20 protein-coding genes are annotated in these 25,049 nt (G+C 54.1%); 13 read left to right on the forward strand and 7 right to left on the reverse strand.

What is annotated here, in order from left to right; translation table 11 throughout:
- Positions 1 to 8: 8 nt before the first annotated feature.
- The 5 genes from kdpB to GA0061071_RS09320 are packed head-to-tail and all read left to right on the forward strand — an operon-like array spanning position 9 to position 6,472.
- Positions 9 to 2,057 (forward strand): potassium-transporting ATPase subunit KdpB, encoded by a 2,049-nt coding sequence (gene kdpB, locus GA0061071_RS09300; protein WP_061494478.1) that lies wholly within the window; start codon positions 9 to 11, stop codon positions 2,055 to 2,057.
- A gap of 12 nt (positions 2,058 to 2,069) precedes the next feature.
- The gene (kdpC, locus tag GA0061071_RS09305; protein WP_088237107.1) at positions 2,070 to 2,645 is read left to right on the forward strand and encodes a potassium-transporting ATPase subunit KdpC; all 576 of its coding nucleotides are present in this window, start codon (positions 2,070 to 2,072) and stop codon (positions 2,643 to 2,645) included.
- Between the two features lie 3 nt (positions 2,646 to 2,648).
- A complete protein-coding gene (gene kdpD, locus GA0061071_RS09310) occupies positions 2,649 to 5,336 on the forward strand; it encodes a two-component system sensor histidine kinase KdpD (protein WP_088237106.1) in 2,688 nt (895 codons plus the stop codon).
- Complete coding sequence (gene kdpE / locus GA0061071_RS09315) at positions 5,333 to 6,010, forward strand: two-component system response regulator KdpE (protein WP_061494475.1); 678 nt, start codon at positions 5,333 to 5,335, stop codon at positions 6,008 to 6,010. Before kdpD ends, kdpE begins: the two co-directional genes overlap by 4 nt.
- 33 nt (positions 6,011 to 6,043) lie before the next feature.
- Complete coding sequence (locus GA0061071_RS09320) at positions 6,044 to 6,472, forward strand: EamA family transporter (protein WP_061494474.1); 429 nt, start codon at positions 6,044 to 6,046, stop codon at positions 6,470 to 6,472.
- A 78-nt stretch (positions 6,473 to 6,550) separates the two neighbouring features.
- Here the strand turns inward: GA0061071_RS09320 and pgm are convergent, their stop codons facing one another.
- Positions 6,551 to 8,191 (reverse strand): phosphoglucomutase (alpha-D-glucose-1,6-bisphosphate-dependent), encoded by a 1,641-nt coding sequence (gene pgm, locus GA0061071_RS09325; RefSeq protein ID WP_061494473.1) that lies wholly within the window; start codon positions 8,189 to 8,191, stop codon positions 6,551 to 6,553.
- Between the two features lie 25 nt (positions 8,192 to 8,216).
- Positions 8,217 to 8,771: a replication initiation negative regulator SeqA gene (gene seqA / locus GA0061071_RS09330; RefSeq protein ID WP_061494472.1), complete on the reverse strand. Its 555-nt coding sequence runs from the start codon at positions 8,769 to 8,771 to the stop codon at positions 8,217 to 8,219.
- Between the two features lie 182 nt (positions 8,772 to 8,953).
- On the opposite strand from seqA, the gene ybfF reads away from it, so the two are divergent.
- From ybfF to fur, 4 genes are all read left to right on the forward strand, one after another.
- Entirely contained in the window at positions 8,954 to 9,727 is a 774-nt protein-coding gene (gene ybfF / locus GA0061071_RS09335; RefSeq protein WP_061494471.1) for an esterase, read from the forward strand.
- A 135-nt stretch (positions 9,728 to 9,862) separates the two neighbouring features.
- A complete protein-coding gene (gene ybfE / locus GA0061071_RS09340; RefSeq protein ID WP_061494470.1) occupies positions 9,863 to 10,144 on the forward strand; it encodes a LexA regulated protein in 282 nt (93 codons plus the stop codon).
- A 163-nt stretch (positions 10,145 to 10,307) separates the two neighbouring features.
- Positions 10,308 to 10,838, forward strand: a complete 531-nt coding sequence (fldA, locus tag GA0061071_RS09345) for a flavodoxin FldA (protein ID WP_061494469.1) — start codon at positions 10,308 to 10,310, stop codon at positions 10,836 to 10,838.
- A gap of 288 nt (positions 10,839 to 11,126) precedes the next feature.
- Complete coding sequence (gene fur / locus GA0061071_RS09350) at positions 11,127 to 11,573, forward strand: ferric iron uptake transcriptional regulator (protein ID WP_061494468.1); 447 nt, start codon at positions 11,127 to 11,129, stop codon at positions 11,571 to 11,573.
- 96 nt (positions 11,574 to 11,669) lie between these two features.
- Here the strand turns inward: fur and GA0061071_RS09355 are convergent, their stop codons facing one another.
- From GA0061071_RS09355 to nagE, 5 genes are all read right to left on the reverse strand, one after another.
- Positions 11,670 to 14,324, reverse strand: coding sequence for a beta-N-acetylhexosaminidase (locus GA0061071_RS09355; protein WP_088237104.1), 2,655 nt, complete (start codon positions 14,322 to 14,324; stop codon positions 11,670 to 11,672).
- A gap of 45 nt (positions 14,325 to 14,369) precedes the next feature.
- Positions 14,370 to 15,767, reverse strand: a complete 1,398-nt coding sequence (gene chiP, locus GA0061071_RS09360; RefSeq protein ID WP_088237103.1) for a chitoporin ChiP — start codon at positions 15,765 to 15,767, stop codon at positions 14,370 to 14,372.
- A gap of 439 nt (positions 15,768 to 16,206) precedes the next feature.
- On the reverse strand, positions 16,207 to 17,874 hold the full coding sequence (gene glnS / locus GA0061071_RS09365) for a glutamine--tRNA ligase (protein ID WP_061494465.1): 1,668 nt from the start codon (positions 17,872 to 17,874) through the stop codon (positions 16,207 to 16,209).
- An 83-nt stretch (positions 17,875 to 17,957) separates the two neighbouring features.
- Entirely contained in the window at positions 17,958 to 18,389 is a 432-nt protein-coding gene (locus GA0061071_RS09370) for a hypothetical protein (RefSeq protein ID WP_088237102.1), read from the reverse strand.
- 117 nt (positions 18,390 to 18,506) lie between these two features.
- Positions 18,507 to 20,528, reverse strand: coding sequence for an N-acetylglucosamine-specific PTS transporter subunit IIBC (gene nagE, locus GA0061071_RS09375; RefSeq protein WP_071889945.1), 2,022 nt, complete (start codon positions 20,526 to 20,528; stop codon positions 18,507 to 18,509).
- Positions 20,529 to 20,858: 330 nt separating this feature from the next.
- Between nagE and nagB the strand changes: the two genes are divergently transcribed.
- From nagB to GA0061071_RS09395, 4 genes are all read left to right on the forward strand, one after another.
- Entirely contained in the window at positions 20,859 to 21,659 is an 801-nt protein-coding gene (nagB, locus tag GA0061071_RS09380; protein ID WP_061494463.1) for a glucosamine-6-phosphate deaminase, read from the forward strand.
- A 63-nt stretch (positions 21,660 to 21,722) separates the two neighbouring features.
- Positions 21,723 to 22,871, forward strand: coding sequence for an N-acetylglucosamine-6-phosphate deacetylase (gene nagA / locus GA0061071_RS09385; RefSeq protein ID WP_088237101.1), 1,149 nt, complete (start codon positions 21,723 to 21,725; stop codon positions 22,869 to 22,871).
- A 9-nt stretch (positions 22,872 to 22,880) separates the two neighbouring features.
- Positions 22,881 to 24,101 (forward strand): DNA-binding transcriptional regulator NagC, encoded by a 1,221-nt coding sequence (gene nagC, locus GA0061071_RS09390; RefSeq protein ID WP_061494461.1) that lies wholly within the window; start codon positions 22,881 to 22,883, stop codon positions 24,099 to 24,101.
- Positions 24,102 to 24,143: 42 nt separating this feature from the next.
- A complete protein-coding gene (locus tag GA0061071_RS09395; RefSeq protein WP_061494460.1) occupies positions 24,144 to 24,896 on the forward strand; it encodes an HAD-IIA family hydrolase in 753 nt (250 codons plus the stop codon).
- Positions 24,897 to 25,049: the final 153 nt, after the last annotated feature.

Below are 25,049 nucleotides of genomic sequence, written 5' to 3' on the forward strand. Positions count from 1 at the left end.
CGCGTGATATGAGTCGCAAGCAACTGGCCCTGTTCGAACCGCATCTTGTTCGTCAGGCGCTCATGGATTCCGTGACCAAGTTAAGCCCAACGGTACAGTGGCGTAACCCGGTGATGTTTATTGTCTGGATCGGCAGCGTGTTAACCACCGTACTGGCGATTGCCATGGCCTCCGGTCATCTTACCGGCAGCGCCTGGTTTACCGGCGCAGTCAGTCTGTGGCTGTGGGTAACCGTGCTGTTCGCTAACTTTGCCGAAGCGCTGGCGGAAGGTCGCAGCAAAGCCCAGGCCAACAGCCTCAAAGGGGTGAAAAAAACGGCATTCGCCCGCAAACTGCGCGCACCGCAACACGATGCACAGATCGATCACGTCCCGGCGGCAGACCTGCGCAAAGGCGATGTGGTACTGGTGGAAGCCGGGGATATTATCCCCTGCGATGGCGAAGTGATCGAAGGGGGCGCATCGGTGGATGAAAGCGCCATTACCGGCGAATCCGCACCGGTGATCCGTGAATCCGGCGGCGACTTTGCCTCGGTGACCGGCGGTACACGCATTCTTTCTGACTGGCTGGTGATCCAGTGCAGCGTAAACCCGGGTGAAACGTTCCTCGACCGGATGATCGCCATGGTGGAGGGCGCACAGCGTCGCAAAACCCCCAATGAGATCGCCCTGACTATCCTGTTGGTGGCACTGACAATTGTGTTCCTGCTGGCAACCGCCACCCTGTGGCCCTTCTCCGTGTATGGCGGCACTGCGGTAAGCGTGACCGTACTGGTGGCCTTGCTGGTGTGCCTGATCCCGACCACTATCGGCGGATTGTTGTCAGCGATTGGCGTCGCCGGGATGAGCCGCATGCTGGGGGCCAACGTGATAGCCACCAGCGGTCGTGCGGTCGAAGCCGCGGGCGACGTCGACGTCCTGCTGCTGGATAAAACCGGCACCATCACGCTCGGAAACCGCCAGGCGTCGGACTTCCTGCCTGCGCAGGGCGTGGATGAGAAAACCCTCGCCGATGCCGCGCAGCTCTCATCGCTGGCCGATGAAACACCGGAAGGCCGCAGTATCGTTATTCTGGCAAAACAACGCTTTAACTTGCGCGAACGGGATATGCAAAGTTTGCAGGCCACCTTTGTGCCGTTTACTGCGCAGACCCGCATGAGCGGTATCAATGTGCAGGACCGCATGATCCGCAAAGGCTCGGTGGACGCCATTCGTCGCCATATTGATGCTAACGGCGGTCAGTTCCCGGCGGATGTTGAAGCACTGGTTGAACGTGTGGCTCGTCAAGGTGCAACCCCTCTGGTGGTGGCCGAAGGGGCAAAAGTGCTTGGCGTGATTGCCCTGAAAGACATCGTCAAAGGCGGGATTAAGGAGCGTTTTGCTCAGTTGCGTAAAATGGGCATTAAAACGGTAATGATCACCGGCGATAACCGCTTAACCGCAGCGGCGATTGCCGCGGAAGCGGGAGTCGACGACTTTCTTGCCGAAGCAACGCCGGAAGCCAAACTGGCGCTCATCCGCCAGTACCAAGCGGAAGGCCGACTGGTAGCCATGACTGGCGACGGTACCAACGATGCGCCCGCGCTGGCGCAGGCCGATGTGGCTGTTGCGATGAACTCCGGGACCCAGGCGGCGAAAGAAGCGGGCAACATGGTGGATCTGGATTCCAACCCCACCAAGTTGATTGAAGTGGTGCATATCGGTAAACAGATGCTGATGACGCGCGGTTCACTGACCACCTTCAGTATCGCGAACGATGTGGCGAAATACTTCGCTATTATTCCGGCGGCGTTTGCCGCAACGTACCCGCAGCTGAATGCCCTGAACGTCATGCATCTTTACTCCCCGGCGTCGGCAATTTTAAGCGCTGTGATCTTTAACGCACTGGTCATTGTGTTCCTTATTCCGCTGGCGCTGAAAGGGGTAAGTTACAAACCGCTGACCGCGTCCGCCATGCTGCGCCGTAACCTGTGGATCTATGGGCTGGGTGGCCTGGTCGTGCCGTTCATCGGCATCAAAGCGATTGACCTGATCCTCACACTGTTCGGCCTGGTATAAGAGGTATAAAAGATGGCTTTATTACGTCCCGCATTTCTGCTTTTGATACTCTTTACCCTGATTACCGGCGGGCTATACCCGCTGATCACCACCGCACTGGGGCAATGGTGGTTTAACGATCAGGCGAACGGTTCGCTGATCCGTGAAGGCGATGCAATACGCGGATCGCATTTGTTAGGGCAGGATTTTAGCGCACCGGGTTATTTTCACGGTCGCCCTTCCGCAACAGCGGACGCGCCCTATAATCCCATGGCATCCGGCGGCAGCAACCTGGCGGGCAGTAACCCGGAGCTGGATAAAGAGGTCGCCCAGCGTGTCGCGCAACTGCGCGCCGCCAACCCGCAAGCCGATGCGCATGTGCCGGTGGATCTGATCACCACCTCAGCCAGCGGCCTGGATGGGCAAATCTCGCCGGATGCTGCACTCTGGCAGATCCCGCGCGTTGCTCAGGCGCGTAATCTGTCGGTGCAGGAAGTGACAAAACTGGTGACTGAGCACACAACAACGCCGCTGGTGAATTTTATCGGTCAGCCGGTGGTAAATGTGGTTGATCTTAATCTGGCGCTGGATGCGCTCAAGGACAAATAAAGCATGACTGATGAGCCTTTGCGCCCCAACCCTGATCGCCTGCTGGAGCATACCGCCACCGCGCACCGTGGCAAGCTGAAAGTCTTTTTTGGTGCCTGCGCCGGGGTAGGTAAAACCTTTGCCATGTTACAGGAAGCCCAGCGGTTGCGGGCGCAAGGGCTGGATATTCTGATTGGGGTGGTGGAAACCCACGGTCGTAAAGAGACCGCCGCACTGCTGGACGGGCTGGCGACACAGCCTGCCCGGCGTATCCATCATCGCGGTCGGTTAATTCAGGAGTTTGATCTGGACGCCGCCCTTGCGCGGCGTCCGGCGCTTATTTTGATGGACGAACTGGCGCACAGTAACGCCCCCGGTTCACGCCACCCGAAACGCTGGCAGGATGTGGAAGAGCTGCTGGAAGCGGGGATCGACGTTTTTACCACCGTGAACGTTCAGCATCTGGAAAGCCTTAACGATGTGGTCAGCGGGGTGACCGGCATCCAGGTGCGTGAAACGGTGCCGGATCCCTTTTTCGATAGCGCCGATGAAGTGGTGCTGGTGGATTTACCGCCGGACGATTTACGCCAGCGGCTGCACGAAGGCAAAGTGTATATCAGTGGTCAGGCGGAACGCGCTATTGAACACTTCTTCCGCAAAGGCAACCTGATTGCCCTGCGCGAGCTGGCGCTGCGGCGCACTGCCGATCGGGTGGACGATCAGATGCGGGCCTGGCGCGATCGCCAGGGCGAAGAAAAAGTCTGGCACACCCGCGACGCCATTTTACTCTGCATTGGCCACGGTGCGGGCAATGAGAAACTGATCCGCACGGCGGCAAGACTGGCGGCCAAACTGGGTAGTGTCTGGCATGCGGTCTATGTTGAGACACCCACATTGCATAAACTTCCGGAGCCACAGCGGCGAGCCATCTTGAGTACGCTGCGCCTGGCGCAGGAGCTGGGAGCGGAAACGGCCACCCTCTCCGATCCGGCGGAAGATAAAGCCATTTTGCGTTACGCCCGCGAACACAATCTTGGCAAGATCCTGATTGGTCGCCGTAACAAACGGCAACGCTGGAGCCGGGAGTCTTTCGCCGATCGCCTTGCCCGCCGAGCTCCGGATCTTGACCTGGTGATCATTGCGCTGGAGGATGCGCCAGTCCCCCTCCCCGCGCGCGCCGGCGATGTGCGTCCGTTTATGGAGCGCTGGGGAGTACAACTGAAAGGGTGCGCGGTCGCCCTTGCCCTTTGCGCCGCCATTACCCTGATCGCCATGCAGTGGCTGACCGCATTTGATGCCGCCAACCTTGTGATGATTTATCTGCTTGGCGTGGTGCTGGTGGCGCTGTTTTTTGGCCGCTGGCCCTCCGCCTTTGCCACGGTGATCAACGTCCTCAGTTTCGACCTGTTTTTTATTGCGCCACGCGGCACGCTGGCCGTGTCGGATGTGCAATATCTGCTGACCTTTGGTGTGATGCTCACCGTCGGGTTGGTTATCGGTAATCTGACCGCGGGCGTGCGTTACCAGGCGCGCGTCGCGCGCTACCGGGAGCAACGCACCCGCCATCTGTATGAGATGTCAAAAGCGCTGGCGGTCGGGCGCAGCAACCGGGATATCGCCACCACGTGCGAAACGTTTATTCACTCCACGTTTAATGCCCGTAGTAAGTTGTTGCTGCCGGACAGTACCGGGCATCTTGGAGCATTAACGCCTGCGCAGGGCATGACGCCGTGGGACGATGCGATTGCGCGCTGGAGTTTTGATAAAGGCCAGCCTGCGGGAGCTGGCACCGACACGCTACCTGGCGTGCCGTATCAAATCTTGCCGCTGAAAAGCGACCAGAAAACCCACGGGCTATTGATTGTCGAACCAGCAAACCTGCGACAGTTGATGATCCCGGAACAACAACGTTTGCTGGAAACCTTTACCTTGCTGGTGGCCAACGCGCTGGAGCGCCAGGCGCTGGCCACCAGCGAAGAGCAGGCAAGGCTTGCCAGTGAGCGGGAGAGCATCCGCAACTCGTTGCTGGCCGCCCTCTCCCATGATTTACGCACGCCGCTGACGGTGCTGTTTGGTCAGGCGGAAATCCTCACCCTGGATCTCGCCAGCGAAGGATCTAAACACGCGCCGCAAGCCAATGAAATCCGCCAGCATGTTCTGAATACCACCCGTCTGGTGAATAATCTGCTGGATATGGCGCGCATTCAGTCTGGCGGCTTTAATCTGAAGAAAGAGTGGCTGACGCTGGAAGAAGTGGTCGGTAGCGCGTTGAAAACCCTCGAACCGGGACTGGGTGGGCGGCATATTGCCCTCGCATTACCCGATCCGTTGATGCTGGTCCACGTGGATGGTCCGTTATTTGAGCGGGTGCTGATAAATCTGCTGGAAAATGCGGTGAAATATGCCGGCTGGCGGGCGGATATTGGTATCAATGCGCACAGCACCCCGGAGCAACTAACGCTGGAAGTCTGGGATAACGGCCCGGGGATCCCAGCGGGGCAGGAACAGGCAATATTTGACAAGTTCGCCCGCGGCAGCAAAGAATCAGCCATTCCCGGCGTCGGGCTTGGTCTGGCAATTTGCCAGGCCATTGTGGATGTTCACGGCGGTACCATTAGCGCCCGCAACCGCCCACAAGGCGGTGCGCTGTTTTGTGTTACACTGCCGCTGGAAACGCCGCCGCAACTGGATGAACTGGCAGAGGATCTGTGATTAACGTTCTGATTGTCGAAGACGAACAAGCTATCCGCCGTTTTCTGCGCACTGCGCTGGAAGCGGAAGGCCTGCGTGTGCACGAAGCGGAGACACTACAACGTGGCTTAATCGAGGCGGCAACGCGTAAACCCGACCTTGTGATCCTCGATCTGGGTCTGCCGGATGGCGACGGGCTCGATTTTATTCGCGATCTGCGCCAGTGGAGCCAGATGCCGGTGATCGTTCTCTCCGCCCGCGCGGAAGAGAGCGATAAAATCGCCGCGCTGGATGCCGGTGCGGATGATTATCTCAGTAAGCCTTTTGGCATCGGCGAACTTCAGGCCCGCCTGCGCGTGGCGCTGCGCCGCCATGCCGCCAGCAGTCCGGATGAACCGGTAATCGTCTTTTCCGACATTCGCGTCGATCTTGCCAGCCGCCGGATTCAGCGCGGCGAAGAAGAGATCCACCTGACGCCTATCGAATTTCGTCTGCTGGCGGTCCTGCTTAATAATCACGGCAAAGTGTTAACCCAACGCCAGTTGCTCAGCCAGGTATGGGGACCCAACGCCGTGGAGCACAGCCACTATCTGCGCATCTATATGGGCCACCTGCGCCAAAAACTGGAAGTCGATCCGGCCCGCCCCCGCCATTTACTTACGGAAACAGGTATCGGCTACCGGTTTATGCTCTGACGGCGTATCCTTCTGATTTTTTGGAGGAGAATGATGAGCGCCTGGTTAATCTACGCCCTGCTATCGGCTGTCACCGCCGCACTGGTGGCTATTTTCGGCAAAATTGGTTTGCAGCATCTCGATGCCAATACCGCTACCGCTATTCGTGCGGTGGTGATGGCGCTATTTTTGGTAGGAGTGGTCGTGGTTCAGGGCAAGCTCTCGCTGGTAGCTACCGTGCTTGCCGATAAAAAAGCACTGCTGTTTGTGGTATTAAGCGGTGTGGCAGGTGCGCTGTCGTGGCTGTTCTACTTTATGGCGATTAAAAGCGGCAATGTGTCACGCGTTGCGCCCATCGATAAATTAAGCGTGGTGTTTGCGGTGATCCTGGCGTTGGTGCTGTTCGGCGAGAAAGTGTCGCTGGTTGCCGCAGCGGGTGTCGCGTTAATTACTGCCGGGGCGCTGATGGTAGCGCTGGGGTAAATGCAAACGTGTTACTGCGCCATCCAACGTAAAAAGGCTCCCGCAGGAGCCTTTTCCTTTTAAGCACTTTTTAAGCGCTTATGCGTTTTTCAGCACTTCGCTGACAATCTCCACCGCTTCTTTCTCAATCTGCTTACGGTGTTCAGCACCGAGGAAGCTTTCACAGTAGATTTTGTAGGCGTCTTCTGTGCCGGACGGACGTGCAGCGAACCAGCCATTGTCAGTCATCACTTTCAGGCCGCCGATAGATGCACCGTTGCCCGGCGCTGCCGTCAGACGTGCGGTGATCGGGTCACCCGCCAGCGTACTGGCGCTGACCATATCCGGAGAAAGCTTAGAGAGTGCCGCTTTCTGTGCGGAGGTGGCGCTGGCGCCCAGACGGTTGTAGCTCGGTGCACCGAAGCGTGCAGCCAGTTCATCATAATGCTGCTGTGGGTTTTTCCCGGTGACCGCGGTAATTTCCGCCGCCAGCAGACACATGATGATACCGTCCTTATCCGTTGACCACGGCGTACCGTCGAAACGCAGGAAAGAGGCCCCTGCGCTCTCTTCGCCGCCGAAACCAAAGCTGCCGTCGAACAGGCCATCAACAAACCATTTGAAGCCAACCGGCACTTCCACCAGCTTACGGCCCAGGTCGTTCACCACGCGGTCAATCATCGCAGAAGAGACCAGCGTTTTACCTACGGCAACGTCTTTACCCCACTGCGGACGATGCTGGAACAGATAGTTAATTGCCACCGCCAGGTAGTGGTTCGGGTTCATCAGACCCGCCGGGGTCACGATGCCGTGACGGTCATAATCCGGATCGTTAGCAAAGGCCAGATCGAATTTGTCACGCAGCGCCAACAGCCCCGCCATTGCAGACTCAGAAGAGCAATCCATGCGGATCACGCCATCTTTATCAAGATGCATAAAGCGGAAAGTCTGATCGACCTGATCGTTAACAAGGGTCAGGTCCAGCTTGTAATACTCGGCAATGCGTTTCCAGTACTCAATACCGGAACCACCGAGCGGATCGACGCCAAGTTTCAGCCCTGCTTTCTGGATAGCCGCCATATCGACGATATCCGCCAGCCCTTCAATAAACGGCTGCACCAGGTCTTTTTCCACAACATGGCCTGAGGCCAGCGCAGCATCCAGCGTGATGCGTTTAACGCCTTTCAGACCATCTGCCAGCAGAGCGTTAGCGCGATCTTCAACCACTTTGGTCACGTTGGTGTCCGCCGGGCCGCCATTAGGTGGGTTGTATTTAATGCCACCATCTTCCGGCGGGTTATGCGACGGCGTAATCACGATGCCATCAGCCTGTGCGCCGCCGTTTTTGTTGTGCACCAGAATCGCGTTTGAAATCGCAGGCGTTGGCGTAAAGCCGTTATTCTCCTGCACAATGACGTCAACGCCGTTCGCTGTCAGCACTTCCAGTACGGAGATAAACGCCGGTTCAGACAGCGCGTGAGTATCTTTCCCCACATAGCACGGCCCGGTAATTCCGTTTTTAGCGCGCTCTTCTGCAATCGCCTGAGCGATGGCCAGAATATGCGGCTCGTTAAAGCTGTGGCGACCTGCGCTACCCCGGTGCCCGGAGGTACCGAATTTCACCGCATGTTCTGAATTACCGACTTCCGGTTTCAGCACATAATACTGCGCAGTAAGCTGAGCGACGTTAATCAAATCACTCTGTTGTGCAGGTTGCCCCGCACGTGGATGGTTTGCCATTGCCTGGTCCTTTCAATGCAAGGATTTAAATTGTGCCGCAAACTTTTTCAATCAATTCCGCAGGGAACTGCATCGACTGCATGATGTGCTCGATCATGCTGCATTTACGACCCGTATTGGTGTTGGTGATGACCCAGTAAGGGGTGTTCGGCACCTGTTTCGGCTTGGTCTGGTTGCCGCTCTGCAACAACGTTTGCTCATTCGCAGCAAAGTATACGCGCGTACGCCCGTGCAGAGACTCGGTGGATTCCGTAAACCCTTTGTCATCGAGTGAATAAAGTGTAGACAGCACCAGCAGGAAACGATTAACGGCCTTTTTCTGCTCAGCGTATTCATCAGACAGCAGCAGTTCGCGGACGGCGCGAACTTTGTCTTTGGCGGTGTTCGCCGGTTTAACCCCTTCAACGGTACTCACAGTACGCGTCTCTTTTACCGGCGTGAGGGAAGCGGCAGGTGGTGACTGTGATACGGCGGAAAATTTCAGCATGCGCCGTAAAATGTCGGATGCGCTCTCGCCGATATGCTTCGTGTGGCTGGCGATATAGGAGTAGAGCTCATCATCAACTTCGATCGTTTTCATCTTAATCCAGTGCAGTATCTTATCTGAATACAAGTGTTGGGATTATAAAGTGAAATCTCAACAGCGGATAGCGTCAAACCAGGGTCGCGGCAAAACTCAGAGTAATTCTGAACCTTGCAGCAGGGCGGCAGAATGTTCAACATAATAACCTAACCCGATAGAGTGAAAAAAAGAACTTTGCCATGAAATTGAATACGCGCGCGCAATCTGCGCAACATCCGCACAACAATTCTCCGGTCGTCCTTGTTCACGGCCTGTTTGGCAGTCTGGACAACCTCGGCGTGCTCGCCCGTGACCTGACGCAGGATCATGACGTACTGCAAGTGGATATGCGCAACCACGGCCTTTCTCCCCGCTCTCCGGAGATGAACTACCCGGCGATGGCACAGGATCTGCTGGACACGCTTGATGCCCACGACATCGGAAAAGCGACGTTTATCGGCCACTCCATGGGAGGGAAAGCTGTCATGGCACTCACCGCGTTGGCGCCAGAGCGGATCGACCAACTAGTGGCGATCGATATCGCGCCGGTGGATTACCACGTGCGCCGCCACGATGAGATTTTCGCCGCCATCAACGCCGTGAGCCACGCACACGCCACCACGCGCCAACAAGCCGCCGCACTGATGCGCGAAGAGATAAAAGAAGAAGGCGTGATCCAGTTTCTGCTGAAATCGTTTGTTGATGGCGACTGGCGCTTTAATGTCCCGGTATTGTGGGATCAGTATGCGCACATCGTTGGCTGGGAAAATGTCCCGGCATGGGATAAACCCGCGCTGTTCGTCCGCGGCGGTAACTCGCCCTATGTGACGGAAGCATACCGTGACACCCTGCTGGCACAATTTCCACAAGCGCGGGCACATGTCATAGCCGGAGCGGGCCACTGGGTGCACGCCGAGAAACCGGAAGCGGTAATGCGCGCTATCCGTCGTTATCTCTCTGAAAAGGCAAACTGATTAAAAAGACGGCGACCGGTCGTTTGATCGCGCCCGGTCGTTGGCGCGCCCGTTGTGCTGATGTATGATGGCGCGCTATTCAGCCCGGGGCGACGTCCCGATTGCTTGTCTTTCCCGTAGTATGCTGCTTAAACCATGGCTAAAGAACAAACGGACCGTACGACACTAGATCTGTTCGCGAATGAGCGTCGTCCGGGAAGGCCCAAGACCAACCCGCTCGCGCGCGATGAACAGTTGCGCATCAACAAACGTAATCAGCTCAAACGCGATAAAGTTCGCGGGCTCAAACGCGTTGAATTAAAACTGAATGTTGAAGCGGTAGAGGCACTAAATGAGCTGGCGGACGCCCGTGAAATGAGCCGTAGCGAGCTTATTGAAGAGATGCTGCTGGCCCAGCTCAACGCCTTACGCGGATAGCGAATCCTCCGAATCACCGCTTTTACGCCTCTTTTCATGTGTCATAGAGTGCAGTCCGGCGCGATAGCTGTTTCCGCGTGCTTCCCTGTTCTGCTATGATTGCCCTTATCTGTGGGCTAAACGCCACCACCATCTCATTAAGTTTCAAGAGGTTATTTTACTCATGGCAATTACAGGCATTTTCTTCGGCAGCGACACCGGTAACACCGAAAATATCGCGAAAATGATTCAAAGTCAGCTTGGTAAAGACGTTGCCGATGTACATGACATTGCCAAGAGCAGCAAAGAAGATCTCGAAGGCTATGACATTCTGCTGCTCGGCATTCCAACCTGGTATTATGGCGAAGCGCAGTGCGACTGGGATGACTTTTTCCCGACGCTGGAAGAAGTAGACTTCAACGGTAAATTAGTCGCCCTGTTCGGCTGTGGCGATCAGGAAGATTACGCAGAGTATTTCTGTGATGCCCTGGGAACTCTCCGTGACATCATTGAACCGCGCGGTGCGACTATCGTGGGCCACTGGCCGACCGCTGGTTACCATTTTGAAGCGTCTAAAGGTCTGGTGGATGATGACCACTTTGTGGGTCTGGCGATTGATGAAGATCGTCAGCCGGAACTGACCGCGGAACGCGTGAAGAAATGGGTTAAGCAGGTGTCGGAAGAGCTGCACCTGGACGACATCATTAATGCCTGATATTTACGGCGTAGCCTGTGGGTTGCGCCGTATTAATAGGTATAAGCGATGGAAATAATTGCTACAAATTTTTAACTTTTTTCTTCATCACTGTACAATAAGCCCTGCTAAACTTGGGCTGCCGCACAGGACTTTGTCGGCGACCCCACGTTTTATAAGCTTACTTTACTTGAGGGCTTGCAGTTTTCATTTAGACATGGCAGTTCTATAATGAGACGCATTATCCCAGGTGCATTCCTATAACTTCCCCTAAGGAAGTGAATCGTATAGCAACAGGACAGATTCCGCATGACTGACAACAATACCGCATTAAAGAAGGCCGGCCTGAAAGTCACGCTTCCTCGGTTAAAAATCCTGGAAGTGCTTCAGGAGCCGGATAACCATCATGTCAGTGCGGAAGATTTATACAAGCGACTGATCGACATGGGCGAAGAGATCGGCCTGGCTACGGTTTACCGTGTATTGAACCAGTTCGATGACGCCGGCATTGTGACCCGTCATAACTTCGAAGGCGGCAAGTCCGTTTTTGAACTGACCCAGCAACATCACCACGATCACCTGATTTGCCTCGATTGCGGCAAAGTGATCGAATTCAGTGATGATTCTATTGAAGCGCGTCAGCGTGAAATCGCCGCCAAACACGGCATTCGTCTGACGAACCACAGTCTCTACCTGTATGGCCACTGCGCTGAAGGTGACTGCCGCGAAGATGAAAGCGCGCACGACGCGAAATAATCCATTCTGATATGCAAAAAGCCAACCTGACGGTTGGCTTTTTTTTGGTTGCCGGATAACCGCAGCAGACTGCGCCTTATCCGGCTTACACAGCAATCACGCCTTTACACTGTCCACACGACTTATGCGTTTCCCGTCCGGGCTGGCGGTACGCACCTGCACTTCACCACTCACCTTCGGGCGGGCGCTATCGTCATAACGCTGCCAGTGTTTGCCGCCGTCGGTAGAGTACTCCACCACCATGCCAGGGAAGCTGGTGTTGGCTTCAAGCACGCCCCCCACCACGCGAGCGCCTGGCACTGGCAAGCGGTAGTGAATACCCGCTTTATCGAGTTTCGCCAGCTCGCGACTGCCCAGCACGTTGGCAAAACGTGTCCAGTCTTTATCCAGGGCACGAACATCGACAAGGTGCGTTTCACCACCTTTATACTCACGACCGGCTTTGTAGTCCTGCTCCCAGGCCGCCCGATGCCATGCGCGCTCCGCCACCGCAACCAGACGCGGATAGATCATATACTCCATCTGGTTATCGGTACGCACCACCTCGCTCCACAACTGTGCGGAGAGACCATACGCCCCAGGCCATGTTTTATCAGACTTCGCGGTAAAGGGGTTGCCATCACGGTCAACAGAAGTTTCGGCGTTTTGCGGCATATTGTCCGGCGCGAAACTGAAGATCTTACGTTCGTCGCTAAAGCGCGTACCCCAGTAATAACCGCTCTCTTGCGGGTTTACTTCATACGGAAAATCAAGATAGACATAATCCGGGTTGGAAACGATAACGCGGAACCCTTTGTTCGCCCAGTCATTAACCGAGTCAAAACCGCCCCAGTAGAGCGTATCCCAGAAGTTCACGTTCACATGATCGGTGGCGAATACCGATGCGTCTTTGGCATCTTTCAGACCATCCTGCCAGGCTTGCATTGTAGTAATGCCGCGGGCTTTCACCTGTTTGCTGACTTCAATACCAAAATAGCTGGAAAGATGCTCAACATCCGTTACTTTTCCCTCTTTAATTATCGCCTGGCACGCCTGCGACTTCGCCCACGGCTTGTCCTGCTTGCTTTTATCGATGATGCCCTTACCTGCTTCCGGGTTCTTCTGATCGGTATACCCAACGCCCAGGTAAATATTTTTCGCCTCATCACCGCCAAAATGCCAGGTTTGCAGCGGCAGGCCCGCCTCTTTATGCATCTGCTGTATTTCACCGATCACTTTGTCGACGAAATTGCGTGATGAGTCGAGGCAAGGGTTAAGGTAGCCGGTACGGTTATAAAATTGTACCCCGGTGGTGTTGGAGGTATCCGTTGGATCCAGCAAGCGGAACTGCGCCGCGTCCTGCGCTTTGCCCTCTTTCATCAGTCGATCGTAACGGGCTTCCATAGAGATCACGGCTGCACGCGCATGGGCAGGCATGTCAATTTCCGGAATAACCTCGATCTGCCGGGCTTTCGCATACTTCAGAATGTCGATGTAATCCGCGCGGGTAAAGAAACCACTTCCGTTGTTGTTGCTATCCGGCCCAGAACCCAGTTGCGGCAACAGGCAGGTTTTTTCGCTCAGATCGTGACAACGTTTGCTGCCAATATCGGTCAGCTCCGGCAAGCCTGGGATCTCAATACGCCAGCCTTCATCATCGCTGAGATGAAAGTGGAATTTATTCAGTTTATAGGCAGCCATCTGATCCAGCAGACGCAACACCGCATCCTTACTGTGGAAGTTACGACCGACATCCAACTGAATGGCACGGTAGTCAAAGCGTGGCGCATCTTTGGCGTCCAGCGCCGCAATTTTCATTGCACCTGTCGTTGGGATCAGTGACAGCAGTGATTGCAAACCGTAGAACACCCCAGCCTGATCGTAACCGGTTACCACGGCTTCTTTCGCGCCAATATGCAAGGTATAAGCGCCAGATACCGCCTCGTCACCGCTGAAATCACGGCTCGCAATTACGCTGCGAACAGGATAGCTCCCCGCTTTCACGCCCAGCAGTGCAAAACGGGTTTTCACCGCGTCCTGCGCATCACGACTCAACGCAGAGAGATCCAGCTTCACACCGCTGCTCAGATCCACATCCTGCCCGTGGATTTTCACCGCCCGTGGCGTGGGGACAATCTGTCCGCGCAGCGTTTGCAAATTCAGCGTTTTTACATCGCTGTTTTTCTCAAAGCGCGCTTCTGCCGTCATCAGGACGTTTTTATCATCCGCCGTGCGCTTCCACTGCTCACCCAGCGGACTGACAAACTGCGACAACGCTTCGGTGTCGGTATTGGCAATCACTTTGGCTGTTGCCCCGTCGGAGGCTACGTACCAACGCGGGATCACATCAGTCATAAACAACTGCCAGTACTCGTTGATAATCGGGATCTCTACCGACTGTTTTGCCGGAAAACCGGTGAATTTATCCGTCGGTTCCAGCTTGTGCAGATCGCCCATAATGTGAGTGACTTTAAACTGATCATTCGCAACATTGAGGATCTGCCGAATGCTGTGAAAATAAATCGTCCAGTCTTTGTCCGTCACCGCATCGCCATTATTCGTGAGGGTGACCACAGCTTTGTTACATGATGCCCAGTCGGCACCCAGTTTGGCGCAATCCACCCCATTCTGCGCCGCGTGGTTATCCGTAATGGCGTAGTTAAGATGGAACTGACTGATGGCATCCACGGTGCGTTGATTCGCCTGCGCCGCCGGGCTGCTTAGGATCCCCAGTACCGCACTGGCCAGTATCGTTACGCGTACGTTTTTCATGACTTATTCCTTGTATTTTGCCGGGCTCCCCCGGCAAATAACGCATCAAAAAATGGTGAACGGGGCGATAACCATAAACTTCACGTCGCGCTCATCCTGGAAGATGTTGCCGTAACCGCCGGCATAACTCGGGATATCGGAATGGTTGTCGTACTGAGTGAAGTGCAGTTTGAACATGGTGCCCTTTGCCCGACCATCCTGAACGGTATAGATGGCATCCAGGCTGTAAGCGGACTCTTTCAGACGGTAGTTTGGATCGTAATACGCGTCCGGAGTGGCCATATCGGCGGGTTTCGCATCCCAGGCGTAGGCATAAGACGCGCCGACCGCAAAACCAGGCAGATTCCAGTCTTTCAGGTCATACATCGCGCCGAAGAAAATGGCCTTTTCGCCGTTGGCGTTAAAGTCAGAACGGTTGTCCCACCACACATCCAGACGACCATTAGAGGAAGCATAAGTTGGGGTCATACGTTGCAGGAAGTAGCCCTGTTGCCCATCGGCTTTAACCCATGTGCCTTCAAGGCGAAGATCGACCGGGCCAACTTTATAACCGAAGGTCAATGCCTGCAGCCAGGCGGCGCCATCATAGATATCATTCACACCCCCATCGCTGACTTTATCGCGGGTGCCGTAGAACTGGTAGCTGGTGGTCAGCGGGTTGCCGACCACATTGAATTTGTAGCTGGCTTTGGCGAAGTACTGATCCACATACCCTTGTGCCTGACCGAATGCAGCTTCCAGAATCAGATCGTTTTTGAAGTCATATTTCGCGCCAACGGAGTGGAGGTAGTCGACTTTGGTCTTTTTATCGTTCTGATAAAATTTGTCCATTTCGATATGCCACGGCGACTTGTACTCGTTGGTCCACATGTAGGAGAAGCTCAGCGCCCCCGCGTTGCCGTAATCAAACACCGTGCCTGCTTCCGCCCCCTGGTAAGTCCCTGGCATAAAGCTCCAGTGCGGCGCTAATAATGTTTGCCCTGTAGGCTGAATATAACCGGCCCGCGCCCAAACCGGGCCGTATTTAAATTTCGCAGCGGCTTTATACAAGCTGACCCCGCTCTTATCTCCCGACCAGTCTTCTTTGTAAGCTTTATTGCTGGAAGAGAAAGCAATTTCATTAGGGTGTGCGCTGTCGCCATTTTCCGCCATTTCAATCGCAGTGAAGGCGGCAATATCCAGGCCGAACATATCGGCGGCATAACCCGACTGGAAATCCAGGCTGCCATTCCACGTTGAGTGAGAAAGATTGGTTTTGTATTTGCTATCCAGTACATCTTTACGGTCACGTTCACGCTGCCAGTAATAAATACCGCCTGTGAGCGTGGAATCATCGATAAAGCCTGCTGCATGAACATCTGGAGATGCAACCCAACCCGACATTGCTGTGATACCGGCGATAGCCAGCGCCAGCGTACTGCGTTTGCCACTAAATGTACGCATGTGTGATTCCTTATTGACGAATAGAAAATCGCCGCGATGGCGAGAAAATGAAACACCAATAATTACAGGTAGTTATAAATACCCCCGAAGTAACTACCGTCACAAGAGTATTTTTCGCGACGCGAATTATCAATGTCTTTAAGTGAGCAAAACGCAAGATTATGACGAAGTGCACATAATCAGACGCATTTTGTAACAGCGTGCTTAATTTTTAAGAATGAATAAAAATTACTTATATTTTCAGCAGTTAGATTGAAAATGATAACGTTTACAGCAGCAAAATGGTGTGCTGTTATCTTTTTTCTGATAAATGGAAGGTCAATAAGACGATACATTAATTCGCGACGCGAATGTTAATGAGTGGTAACCAGCTAATCGATAAGCAAAAAAAAACGCCGCTGGACGCGGCGTTTGGAGGGATTGTTCAGGGTTGACCGGATCAGTCGCCGATTTTAGCCCAAGTGTCGCGCAGACCAACGGTACGGTTAAACACCGCTTTGGTAGCGCTTGCATGGCGGCTATCGAGGCAGAAATAGCCCTCACGCTCAAACTGGTAGGCTTTGCCTGCTTCCGCCTCTTTCAGCGAAGGCTCGGCATACCCCTGTTTAATGATCAGCGATTCCGGGTTGATGGTCGCCAGGAAATCTTCCGCAGCGCCCGGGTTCGGAATGCTGAACAAGCGGTCGTACAGACGAATTTCCACCGGCATCGCGTGCGGAGCGCTGACCCAGTGGATCACTCCTTTCACTTTGCGGCCGTCTGCCGGATCTTTGCTCAGGGTTTCTGCGTCATATGAACAGAAAATTGTGGTGATATTGCCTTCGGCGTCTTTCTCCACACGCTCTGCTTTGATCACATACGCGTTACGCAGACGAACTTCTTTGCCCAGCACCAGACGCTTGTACTGCTTATTGGCTTCTTCGCGGAAATCTGCACGATCGATCCAAATCTCTCCGCTGAACGGCACTTCGCGGGTGCCCATTTCCGGCTTGTTCGGATGATTCGGCATGGAGACGATTTCGCTGCCGCCCTGCGGGTAGTTTTCGATAACCAGTTTCACCGGATCGATCACCGCCATCGCGCGCGGGGCGTTTTCATTCAGATCTTCACGAATGCAGGATTCCAGAGACGCCATCTCAATGGTGTTGTCTTGCTTGGTTACGCCGATGCGTTTACAGAACTCACGCACGGAAGCAGCGGTATAACCGCGGCGGCGTAAACCGGAAATCGTCGGCATACGCGGATCATCCCAGCCTTCCACGTGCTTGTCGGTCACCAGCAGGTTCAGCTTACGCTTGGACATGACGGTGTACTCCAGATTCAGACGCGAGAACTCATACTGACGCGGGTGAACCGGGATGGTGATGTTGTCCAGAACCCAGTCATACAGACGGCGGTTATCCTGGAATTCCAGCGTACACAGCGAATGGGTGATGCCTTCCAGCGCATCGCTGATGCAGTGGGTAAAGTCGTACATCGGGTAGATGCACCACTTGTTGCCGGTCTGATGGTGTTCGGCAAATTTGATGCGATACAGTACCGGATCGCGCATCACAATAAACGGCGAGGCCATATCGATTTTCGCGCGCAGGCAGGCTTTACCTTCTTCGAAGCCGCCGCTGCGCATTTTTTCGAACAGTGCGAGGTTTTCTTCCACAGTGCGATCACGGTACGGGCTGTTTTTACCCGGTTGCGTCAGCGTACCGCGGTATTCGCGGATCTCATCGGCAGAGAGTTCATCAACATATGCCAGGCCTTTGTTGATCAGTTCAATCGCATACTGGTGCAATTGATCGAAGTAATCAGAGGAGTAGCAGATATTGCCGGACCAGTGGAAGCCCAACCATTGCACATCGTTTTTGATTGACTCAACGTACTCGATGTCTTCTTTTACCGGGTTAGTGTCATCGAAACGCAGGTTGCACTGGCCCTGATAATCCTGGGCAATACCGAAGTTCAGGCAAATGGATTTTGCGTGGCCAATATGCAGGTAACCATTCGGCTCAGGCGGAAAACGGGTATGGACGGTGGTGTGTTTACCACTGGCCAGATCTTCATCAATGATCTGGCGAATAAAGTTAGTCGGGCGGGCTTCAGCCTCACTCATCACGGGTTCCTCAAAGCGTAAACAACATATAACGGTGCATGATCTAATAAGAGGGCGCAGGAAACAACCTTTACTTATACAAATCAGCGATGCCCGCTGGAAATAGCGTCTGCGTAATCCTCCGCATACCGACAGCGCTCCGTTTGCGCAGTCGGCGTAAGGATCAGCGGGCTGCGGATCTCCTCACCATCGCCGCTACGTGGCATATAACCCGGCGCTTCGATACACCAGTGCCAGCGATAAAAATGGGTGCCATGGAGAAAGAAAATACTCTTCTCCCACTGAGATTTTTTTTCGACATGAATATGCCCCTGCGCGTCCGCCTGGAATGATTCCGGCGGCGGGAAATACCCCGGCGGTGAGCGTCCGGTGCGCACCCACAAAGTGGCATTTGGGAGCGACTCACCCTCGCGATTACGCACGTCAATATCGTAACCAGGGCGAATCATTGCATAGCGCGGCAAACAACCGCTCAGCATCAACAGCAAACAGAGAGAAAACAGCATCCGTTTCATCGCACACCTCCATGAAAGCGAGGCACGAGTATGGCACTGATTGGTATTCAGGTAAAAAAAAGCGGCGGGGTTTATATTCCCCCGCCGCTTAAGGCATCAATGCTGACTCAGGAGCAACTACTTGCCTTTAATGTCATACAGAGGCGTCTGACCCGCCACAACGTGACCCTGCGCTTTAACGACCAGACCAGAGAAGTCATCAATATTGCTGACCACAACCGGGCTAATCATCGAACGCGCATTGGCGTTGAGGTATGCCAGATCCATTTCAAGGATCGGCTGACCTGCCGCCACTTCAGCGCCCTCTTCCACCAGGCGGGTAAAGCCCTGGCCACCCAGCGCGACGGTATCAATGCCCATATGAACAACGATCTCCGCGCCTTTTTCCGTTTCCAGGCAGAACGCATGGTTCGTGTTGAAGATTTTTACAATGGTGCCTGCCGCCGGCGAAACCACCACGCTTTCCGTCGGTTTCACCGCCACGCCATCGCCCACCGCTTTGCTGGCAAAGGCTTCATCCGGCACCTGATCCAGCGAGAACAGCTCACCTGTTACCGGCGATACCAACTCAGCGATTGTTGTCGCGTTCGGTACCGCCTGAGGCTTTACCGTAGCCGCCGGAGCCGCATTCGGTGCAGCCTGGCCAGCAGCCGGAACGTCGCCAGCGGAACGCATTGCGTCAGCGATTTTTTCTGCCACAAAGCCAACGATAATCTGTACGCCGGTTTTATTCAGACGGATCACACCTGATGCACCCAGGCGTTTCGCCATGGATTCATTCACCAGCGAAGAGTCTTTCACCGTTAAACGCAGACGCGTAATACAGGCATCAATGCCGGTCAGGTTAGCGGAACCACCGATTGCGGCAATGTACTGACGCGCCAGACCGCTCACATCCTGCTCGGTATTCGCGCTGACATTCACATCCTTACCGTCTGCTTCATCACCCGCAACCGCCAGTTCACGGCCCGGCGTCAACAGGTTGAATTTGGTAATGGTGAAACGGAAGATCGCATAGTAGATAACAAAGAACACCAGACCTTGTGGGATCAGCATCCACCAGTGGGTCGCCAGCGGGTTACGCGACGACAACACCATATCTACCAGACCGGCGCTGAAACCGAAACCTGCAATCCACTGCATACTCGCCGCGATAAATACGGAGATACCGGTTAACACCGCATGGATCACATACAGTACCGGCGCGACGAACATAAAGGAGAATTCCAGCGGCTCAGTAATACCGGTGAAGAAGGCGGCAAATGCGCCCGCCATCATGATACCCAGCACTTTGGCCTTATTTTCCGGACGTGCGCAGTGGTAAATCGCCAGCGCAGCGCCAGGCAGACCGAACATCATGATCGGGAAGAAGCCCGCCTGATAACGCCCGGTCACGCCAACGACGGCTTTACCTGCTTCGATGGATTGTGCGCCACCAAGGAAGTTAGGAATATCATTAATGCCCGCTACGTCGAACCAGAACACAGAGTTCAGCGCGTGATGCAGACCCACCGGGATCAACAAACGGTTGAAGAAGGCATAAACGCCAGCGCCAATGGAGCCGAGTTTCTGGATATGTTCACCAAAGCCCACCAGACCGCTAAACACAACCGGCCAGATGAACATCATGATGAATGCCACCACGATCATCACAAACGAAGTGAGGATCGGTACCAGACGGCGACCGCTGAAGAAAGAAAGCGCTTTTGGCAGCTCCACACTGCTGAAGCGGTTATAGAGTTCAGCAGCAATAATACCGACCAGGATACCCACAAACTGGTTTTTGATTTTGCCGAACGCGGCTGGCACCTGATCCGCCGGGATTTTCTGAATCATGGCGACCGCAGCAGGTGAACAGAGCGTGGTCAACACGAGGAAGCCAACAAACCCTGCCAGCGCCGCAGCGCCATCTTTATCTTTAGACATACCGTAAGCGACACCGACCGCAAACAGCACACCCATGTTGTCGATAATGGCAGAGCCGGACTGAATAAAGAACGCCGCCAGCGCGTTTGAACCGCCCCAACCAACCGGGTCAATCCAGTAACCGACCCCCATCAAAATCGCTGCTGCAGGCAGCGTGGCCACGGGCACCATCAGTGCGCGACCAATCTTTTGCAGATAACCTAGAATACTCACTTTTATTCCCCCTATGAACCCGACGAGAGCTCACTGAAACAGTCGTTTTTTATTGTGTAACTAACCTGAAATCACGGCTATTTTCTCACTACACTGCAGAGTGTGTGAAAAATTAATTCGCCTCGCAAATTAAATACGTACTTTTTGTGATAAAAGTCACTAAGTATCGTCAATAACCCTCCTTTTCGCTGGCAAACAATCAAAACTTATTTTAAGATTCAAAATATCAAGACGGATTGCTCCCTTCTCTGTCACGAAACCAGGTTAGGCTTAACGCTGAGCTCGCATGCACTCCGTCACTGTTTTTCATTTAACTTTCAGAGGTGAATAATGAGACTGATTCCACTGGCGACAGCAGAACACGTCGGCAAATGGGCGGCCCGCCATATCGTTAACCGCATTAACGCATTCAAACCTACCGCGGACCGTCCGTTTATTCTTGGTCTACCGACCGGCGGCACCCCTCTCACCGCATACAAAGCGTTAGTTGAAATGCACAAAGCGGGCCAGGTTAGTTTCCAGCACGTTGTCACCTTCAACATGGACGAATATGTCGGCCTGCCGAAAGATCATCCGGAAAGTTACTACAGCTTTATGCATCGCAATTTCTTTGATCACGTTGATATTCCGGCGGAAAACATTAACCTTCTCGATGGCAACGCGCCGGATATTGACGCAGAATGCCGCCGTTACGAAGAAAAGATTCGCGCTTACGGCAAAATTCATCTGTTCATGGGCGGCGTGGGCAACGATGGCCATATCGCCTTTAACGAACCAGCCTCTTCACTGGCATCGCGTACGCGCATTAAAACCCTGACCCATGACACTCGCGTGGCGAACTCACGTTTCTTCGATGGTGATGTTAACCAGGTGCCGAAATATGCGCTGACTGTCGGTGTGGGCACCCTGCTTGATGCAGAAGAAGTGATGATTCTGGTGCTGGGCGGAGTGAAAGCGCAAGCGCTGCAAGCGGCTGTTGAAGGCAACGTTAACCATATGTGGACTATCAGTTGTCTGCAACTGCATCCGAAAGCGGTGATCGTCTGCGACGAACCGTCTACCATGGAACTGAAGGTTAAGACGCTGAAATACTTCAACGAGTTAGAAGCGGAAAACATCAAAGGTTTGTAATTCAGTTTCCGCTCCGTAAGGGAAACCCTGCGGAGCGGCGCACATTTGTTACCGGGGGTCGTTATGTATGCTTTAACCCATTGCCGGATCTACACCGGCCATGAAATCCTGGATGATCACGCACTGGTGGTCGCCAATGGGCTGATTGATCGTCTTTGCCCGCTGGCCGACTTGCCAGCCGGAATCGAACAACGCTCGTTGAATGGCGCCATGCTTGCCCCCGGTTTTATCGATGTCCAGCTCAACGGCTGCGGCGGCGTACAGTTCAACGATACCGCTGACGCAGTGACCGTGAAAACGCTGGAAATTATGCAAAAGGCCAATGAAAAGTCCGGCTGTACCAGTTACCTGCCAACGCTTATCACCAGCAGTGATGCATTAATGAAACAGGGCGTGCAGGTTATGCGCGACTACCTGGAAAAACACCCGAACCAGGCGCTGGGTCTTCATCTGGAAGGACCATGGCTGAACATCATCAAAAAAGGCACCCACAACCCTGACTACGTACGTAAGCCGGATGCGGCGTTGGTGGATTTTCTGTGTCAGAACGCCGATGTGATAACCAAGGTCACGCTGGCACCGGAAGTTGCTGGCGAAGCGGTCATTCGCCAGTTGGCTAACGCCGGCATTGTTGTCTCTGCCGGGCATTCGAACGCTACGCTGAAAGAAGCCAAAGCCGGTTTCCGTGCCGGGATCTCGTTTGCCACTCACCTTTATAACGCGATGCCGTACATTACCGGTCGCGAACCGGGACTGGCTGGCGCGGTACTTGATGACGCAGATGTTTATTGCGGCGTTATTGCAGATGGCCTGCATGTCGATTACGTTAATATTCGTAACGCTAAGCGTCTGAAAGGCGACAAACTTTGCCTGGTGACGGACGCAACAGCACCTGCGGGTGCACATATTGACCAGTTCATTTTTGCTGGTAAAACAATATACTACCGTAATGGACTGTGTGTGGATGAAAACGGAACGCTGAGCGGCTCCGCCCTGACGATGATCGAAGGGGTGCGGAATCTGGTGGAACATGTTGGCATCGCGCTGGATGAAGCGCTGCGCATGGCAACCCTCTACCCTGCTCGCGCAATCGGTGTTGCCGCAACGCTTGGCAGCATCGCCGCCGGTAAAGTGGCGAACCTGACGGCATTCACGCACGATTATAAAATCATCAAGACCATCGTTAATGGTAACGAGGTCGTCACTGAGTAAATAAACGGTATGACATCAGGCGGACAAGCTCAAATCGGTAACGTTGACCTCGTTAAACAGCTTAACAGCGCGGCGGTGTACCGCCTGATTGATCAGCATGGACCCATTTCGCGCATACAAATTGCCGAACAGAGCCAGCTTGCACCTGCCAGCGTGACGAAAATCACGCGCCAACTGATTGAACGCGGGCTAATCAAAGAAGTCGATCAGCAGGCCTCTACCGGAGGCCGCCGCGCCATCTCTATTGTCACCGAAACCCGCAATTTTCAGGCGATTGGCGTACGGCTTGGCCGCTACGACACCACCCTGACGCTCTACGATCTGAGCGCCAAAGTGCTGGCGGAAGAGCACTATCCCTTACCGGAGCGTACCCAGGAAACACTGGAACATGCGCTACTCAACACCATCGGTCTGTTTATCGAAAGCTGCCAGCGTAAAATCCGCGAGTTGATTGCCATTTCCGTGATCCTGCCAGGGCTGGTGGATCCGGAAAGCGGCGTGATTCGTTATATGCCGCATATTCAGGTAGAGAATTGGGGGTTAGTTGAAGCCCTGGAAAAGCGGTTTAAGCTTACCTGTTTTGTTGGCCACGACATCCGGAGTCTGGCGCTGGCTGAGCACTACTTTGGGGCAAGCCAGGATTGCGAAGACTCCATTCTGGTGCGCGTGCATCGCGGTACGGGCGCGGGGATCATCTCCAACGGGCGCATTTTTATCGGCCGTAACGGCAACGTTGGCGAAATTGGACATATTCAGGTTGAACCGCTCGGTGAGCGCTGCCACTGCGGTAACTTCGGTTGTCTGGAAACCATTGCCGCCAATGCCGCCATTGAACAACGGGTTCGTCATCTGCTGGAACAGGGCTACCAGAGTCGCCTGACGCTGGATGACTGCACCATCAAAGCTATCTGTAAAGCCGCCAACAAAGGCGATGCGCTGGCCTGCGAAGTGATCGAGCACGTCGGTCGCCATCTTGGTAAAACCATTGCCATCGCCATCAACCTCTTCAACCCGCAAAAAGTGGTCATCGCCGGGGAAATCGTCGAAGCAGAGAAGGTGCTGCTGCCTGCCATTGAAGGCTGCATCAACACCCAGGTGTTGAAAGCGTTTCGTAAAAATCTGCCGGTGGTGCGCTCAACGCTGGATCACCGCTCCGCTATTGGCGCATTTGCGCTGGTGAAGCGCGCCATGCTGAACGGTTTGTTGCTGCAACGTTTGCTGGAAAATTAACAACGTTTATAGTTAATACTTATTTTTTCATCCGGACAGTCCATGACCATTCAGAATGTTATCTGTGATATTGACGGCGTGCTGATGCACGATAATGTTGCCGTACCCGGCGCCGCCGAATTTGTAACCCGCATCCTTGAGAAAGGCATGCCGCTGGTACTGCTGACCAACTACCCATCGCAGACTGGTCAGGATCTGGCCAACCGTTTCGCCTCAGCGGGCATTGATGTGCCCGCCAGCGCCTTTTACACCTCAGCAATGGCGACTGCCGATTTTCTTAAGCGTCAGGAAGGGAAGAAAGCCTATGTTGTGGGAGAAGGCGCGCTGATCCACGAACTGTATAAAGCAGGCTTTACCATTACCGACATCAACCCTGATTTTGTGATCGTCGGTGAAACCCGATCCTATAACTGGGAGATGATGCATAAGGCTGCCTTCTTCGTGGCAAACGGTGCGCGGTTTATCGCGACTAACCCGGACACCCATGGTCGCGGCTACTACCCGGCCTGCGGTGCGCTCTGTGCCGGGATTGAAAAAATTTCTGGTCGTCAGCCTTTTTATGTTGGCAAACCCAGCCCGTGGATCATCCGCGCTGCCCTTAACACCATGCAAGCGCACTCAGAGCAAACCGTCATTGTTGGCGATAATCTGCGTACCGATATTCTGGCTGGCTTCCAGGCCGGTCTGGAAACAATCCTGGTGCTCTCCGGCGTATCGCGGCTCGACGATGTCGACAGCATGCCGTTCCGACCTTCGTGGATTTACCCCTCCGTCGCTGAAATCGACGTTATTTGATTATCACCACGTCTTCGGGCGTGGTTTTTTATTTTTACCCTGCCCTAAAACATCACCATTCAATAAAAACTGCATTATTTTGATGATTCATCAATAATGCTGCGCAATACATACTCTTTTTTCAGCATTCAGCAATGGCCATTGCGCTTTTTG

The sequence above is a fragment of the Kosakonia oryzendophytica genome (genome assembly GCF_900094925.1).
Lineage (GTDB): Bacteria > Pseudomonadota > Gammaproteobacteria > Enterobacterales > Enterobacteriaceae > Kosakonia > Kosakonia oryzendophytica.

Bases quoted from the DNA above. Each gene is read 5' to 3' on its own strand.
- fldA (WP_061494469.1), top strand. From the start codon at position 10,308: ATGGCAATTACAGGCATTTTCTTCGGCAGCGACACCGGTAACACCGAA.
- pgm (WP_061494473.1), bottom strand. From the start codon at position 8,191: ATGGCAAACCATCCACGTGCGGGGCAACCTGCACAACAGAGTGATTTG.
- nagA (WP_088237101.1), top strand. From the start codon at position 21,723: ATGTATGCTTTAACCCATTGCCGGATCTACACCGGCCATGAAATCCTG.
- nagC (WP_061494461.1), top strand. From the start codon at position 22,881: ATGACATCAGGCGGACAAGCTCAAATCGGTAACGTTGACCTCGTTAAA.
- fur (WP_061494468.1), top strand. From the start codon at position 11,127: ATGACTGACAACAATACCGCATTAAAGAAGGCCGGCCTGAAAGTCACG.
- GA0061071_RS09395 (WP_061494460.1), top strand. From the start codon at position 24,144: ATGACCATTCAGAATGTTATCTGTGATATTGACGGCGTGCTGATGCAC.
- seqA (WP_061494472.1), bottom strand. From the start codon at position 8,771: ATGAAAACGATCGAAGTTGATGATGAGCTCTACTCCTATATCGCCAGC.
- nagB (WP_061494463.1), top strand. From the start codon at position 20,859: ATGAGACTGATTCCACTGGCGACAGCAGAACACGTCGGCAAATGGGCG.
- ybfF (WP_061494471.1), top strand. From the start codon at position 8,954: ATGAAATTGAATACGCGCGCGCAATCTGCGCAACATCCGCACAACAAT.
- kdpD (WP_088237106.1), top strand. From the start codon at position 2,649: ATGACTGATGAGCCTTTGCGCCCCAACCCTGATCGCCTGCTGGAGCAT.
- glnS (WP_061494465.1), bottom strand. From the start codon at position 17,874: ATGAGTGAGGCTGAAGCCCGCCCGACTAACTTTATTCGCCAGATCATT.
- GA0061071_RS09320 (WP_061494474.1), top strand. From the start codon at position 6,044: ATGAGCGCCTGGTTAATCTACGCCCTGCTATCGGCTGTCACCGCCGCA.
- GA0061071_RS09355 (WP_088237104.1), bottom strand. From the start codon at position 14,324: ATGAAAAACGTACGCGTAACGATACTGGCCAGTGCGGTACTGGGGATC.
- GA0061071_RS09370 (WP_088237102.1), bottom strand. From the start codon at position 18,389: ATGAAACGGATGCTGTTTTCTCTCTGTTTGCTGTTGATGCTGAGCGGT.
- chiP (WP_088237103.1), bottom strand. From the start codon at position 15,767: ATGCGTACATTTAGTGGCAAACGCAGTACGCTGGCGCTGGCTATCGCC.
- kdpC (WP_088237107.1), top strand. From the start codon at position 2,070: ATGGCTTTATTACGTCCCGCATTTCTGCTTTTGATACTCTTTACCCTG.
- kdpB (WP_061494478.1), top strand. From the start codon at position 9: ATGAGTCGCAAGCAACTGGCCCTGTTCGAACCGCATCTTGTTCGTCAG.
- ybfE (WP_061494470.1), top strand. From the start codon at position 9,863: ATGGCTAAAGAACAAACGGACCGTACGACACTAGATCTGTTCGCGAAT.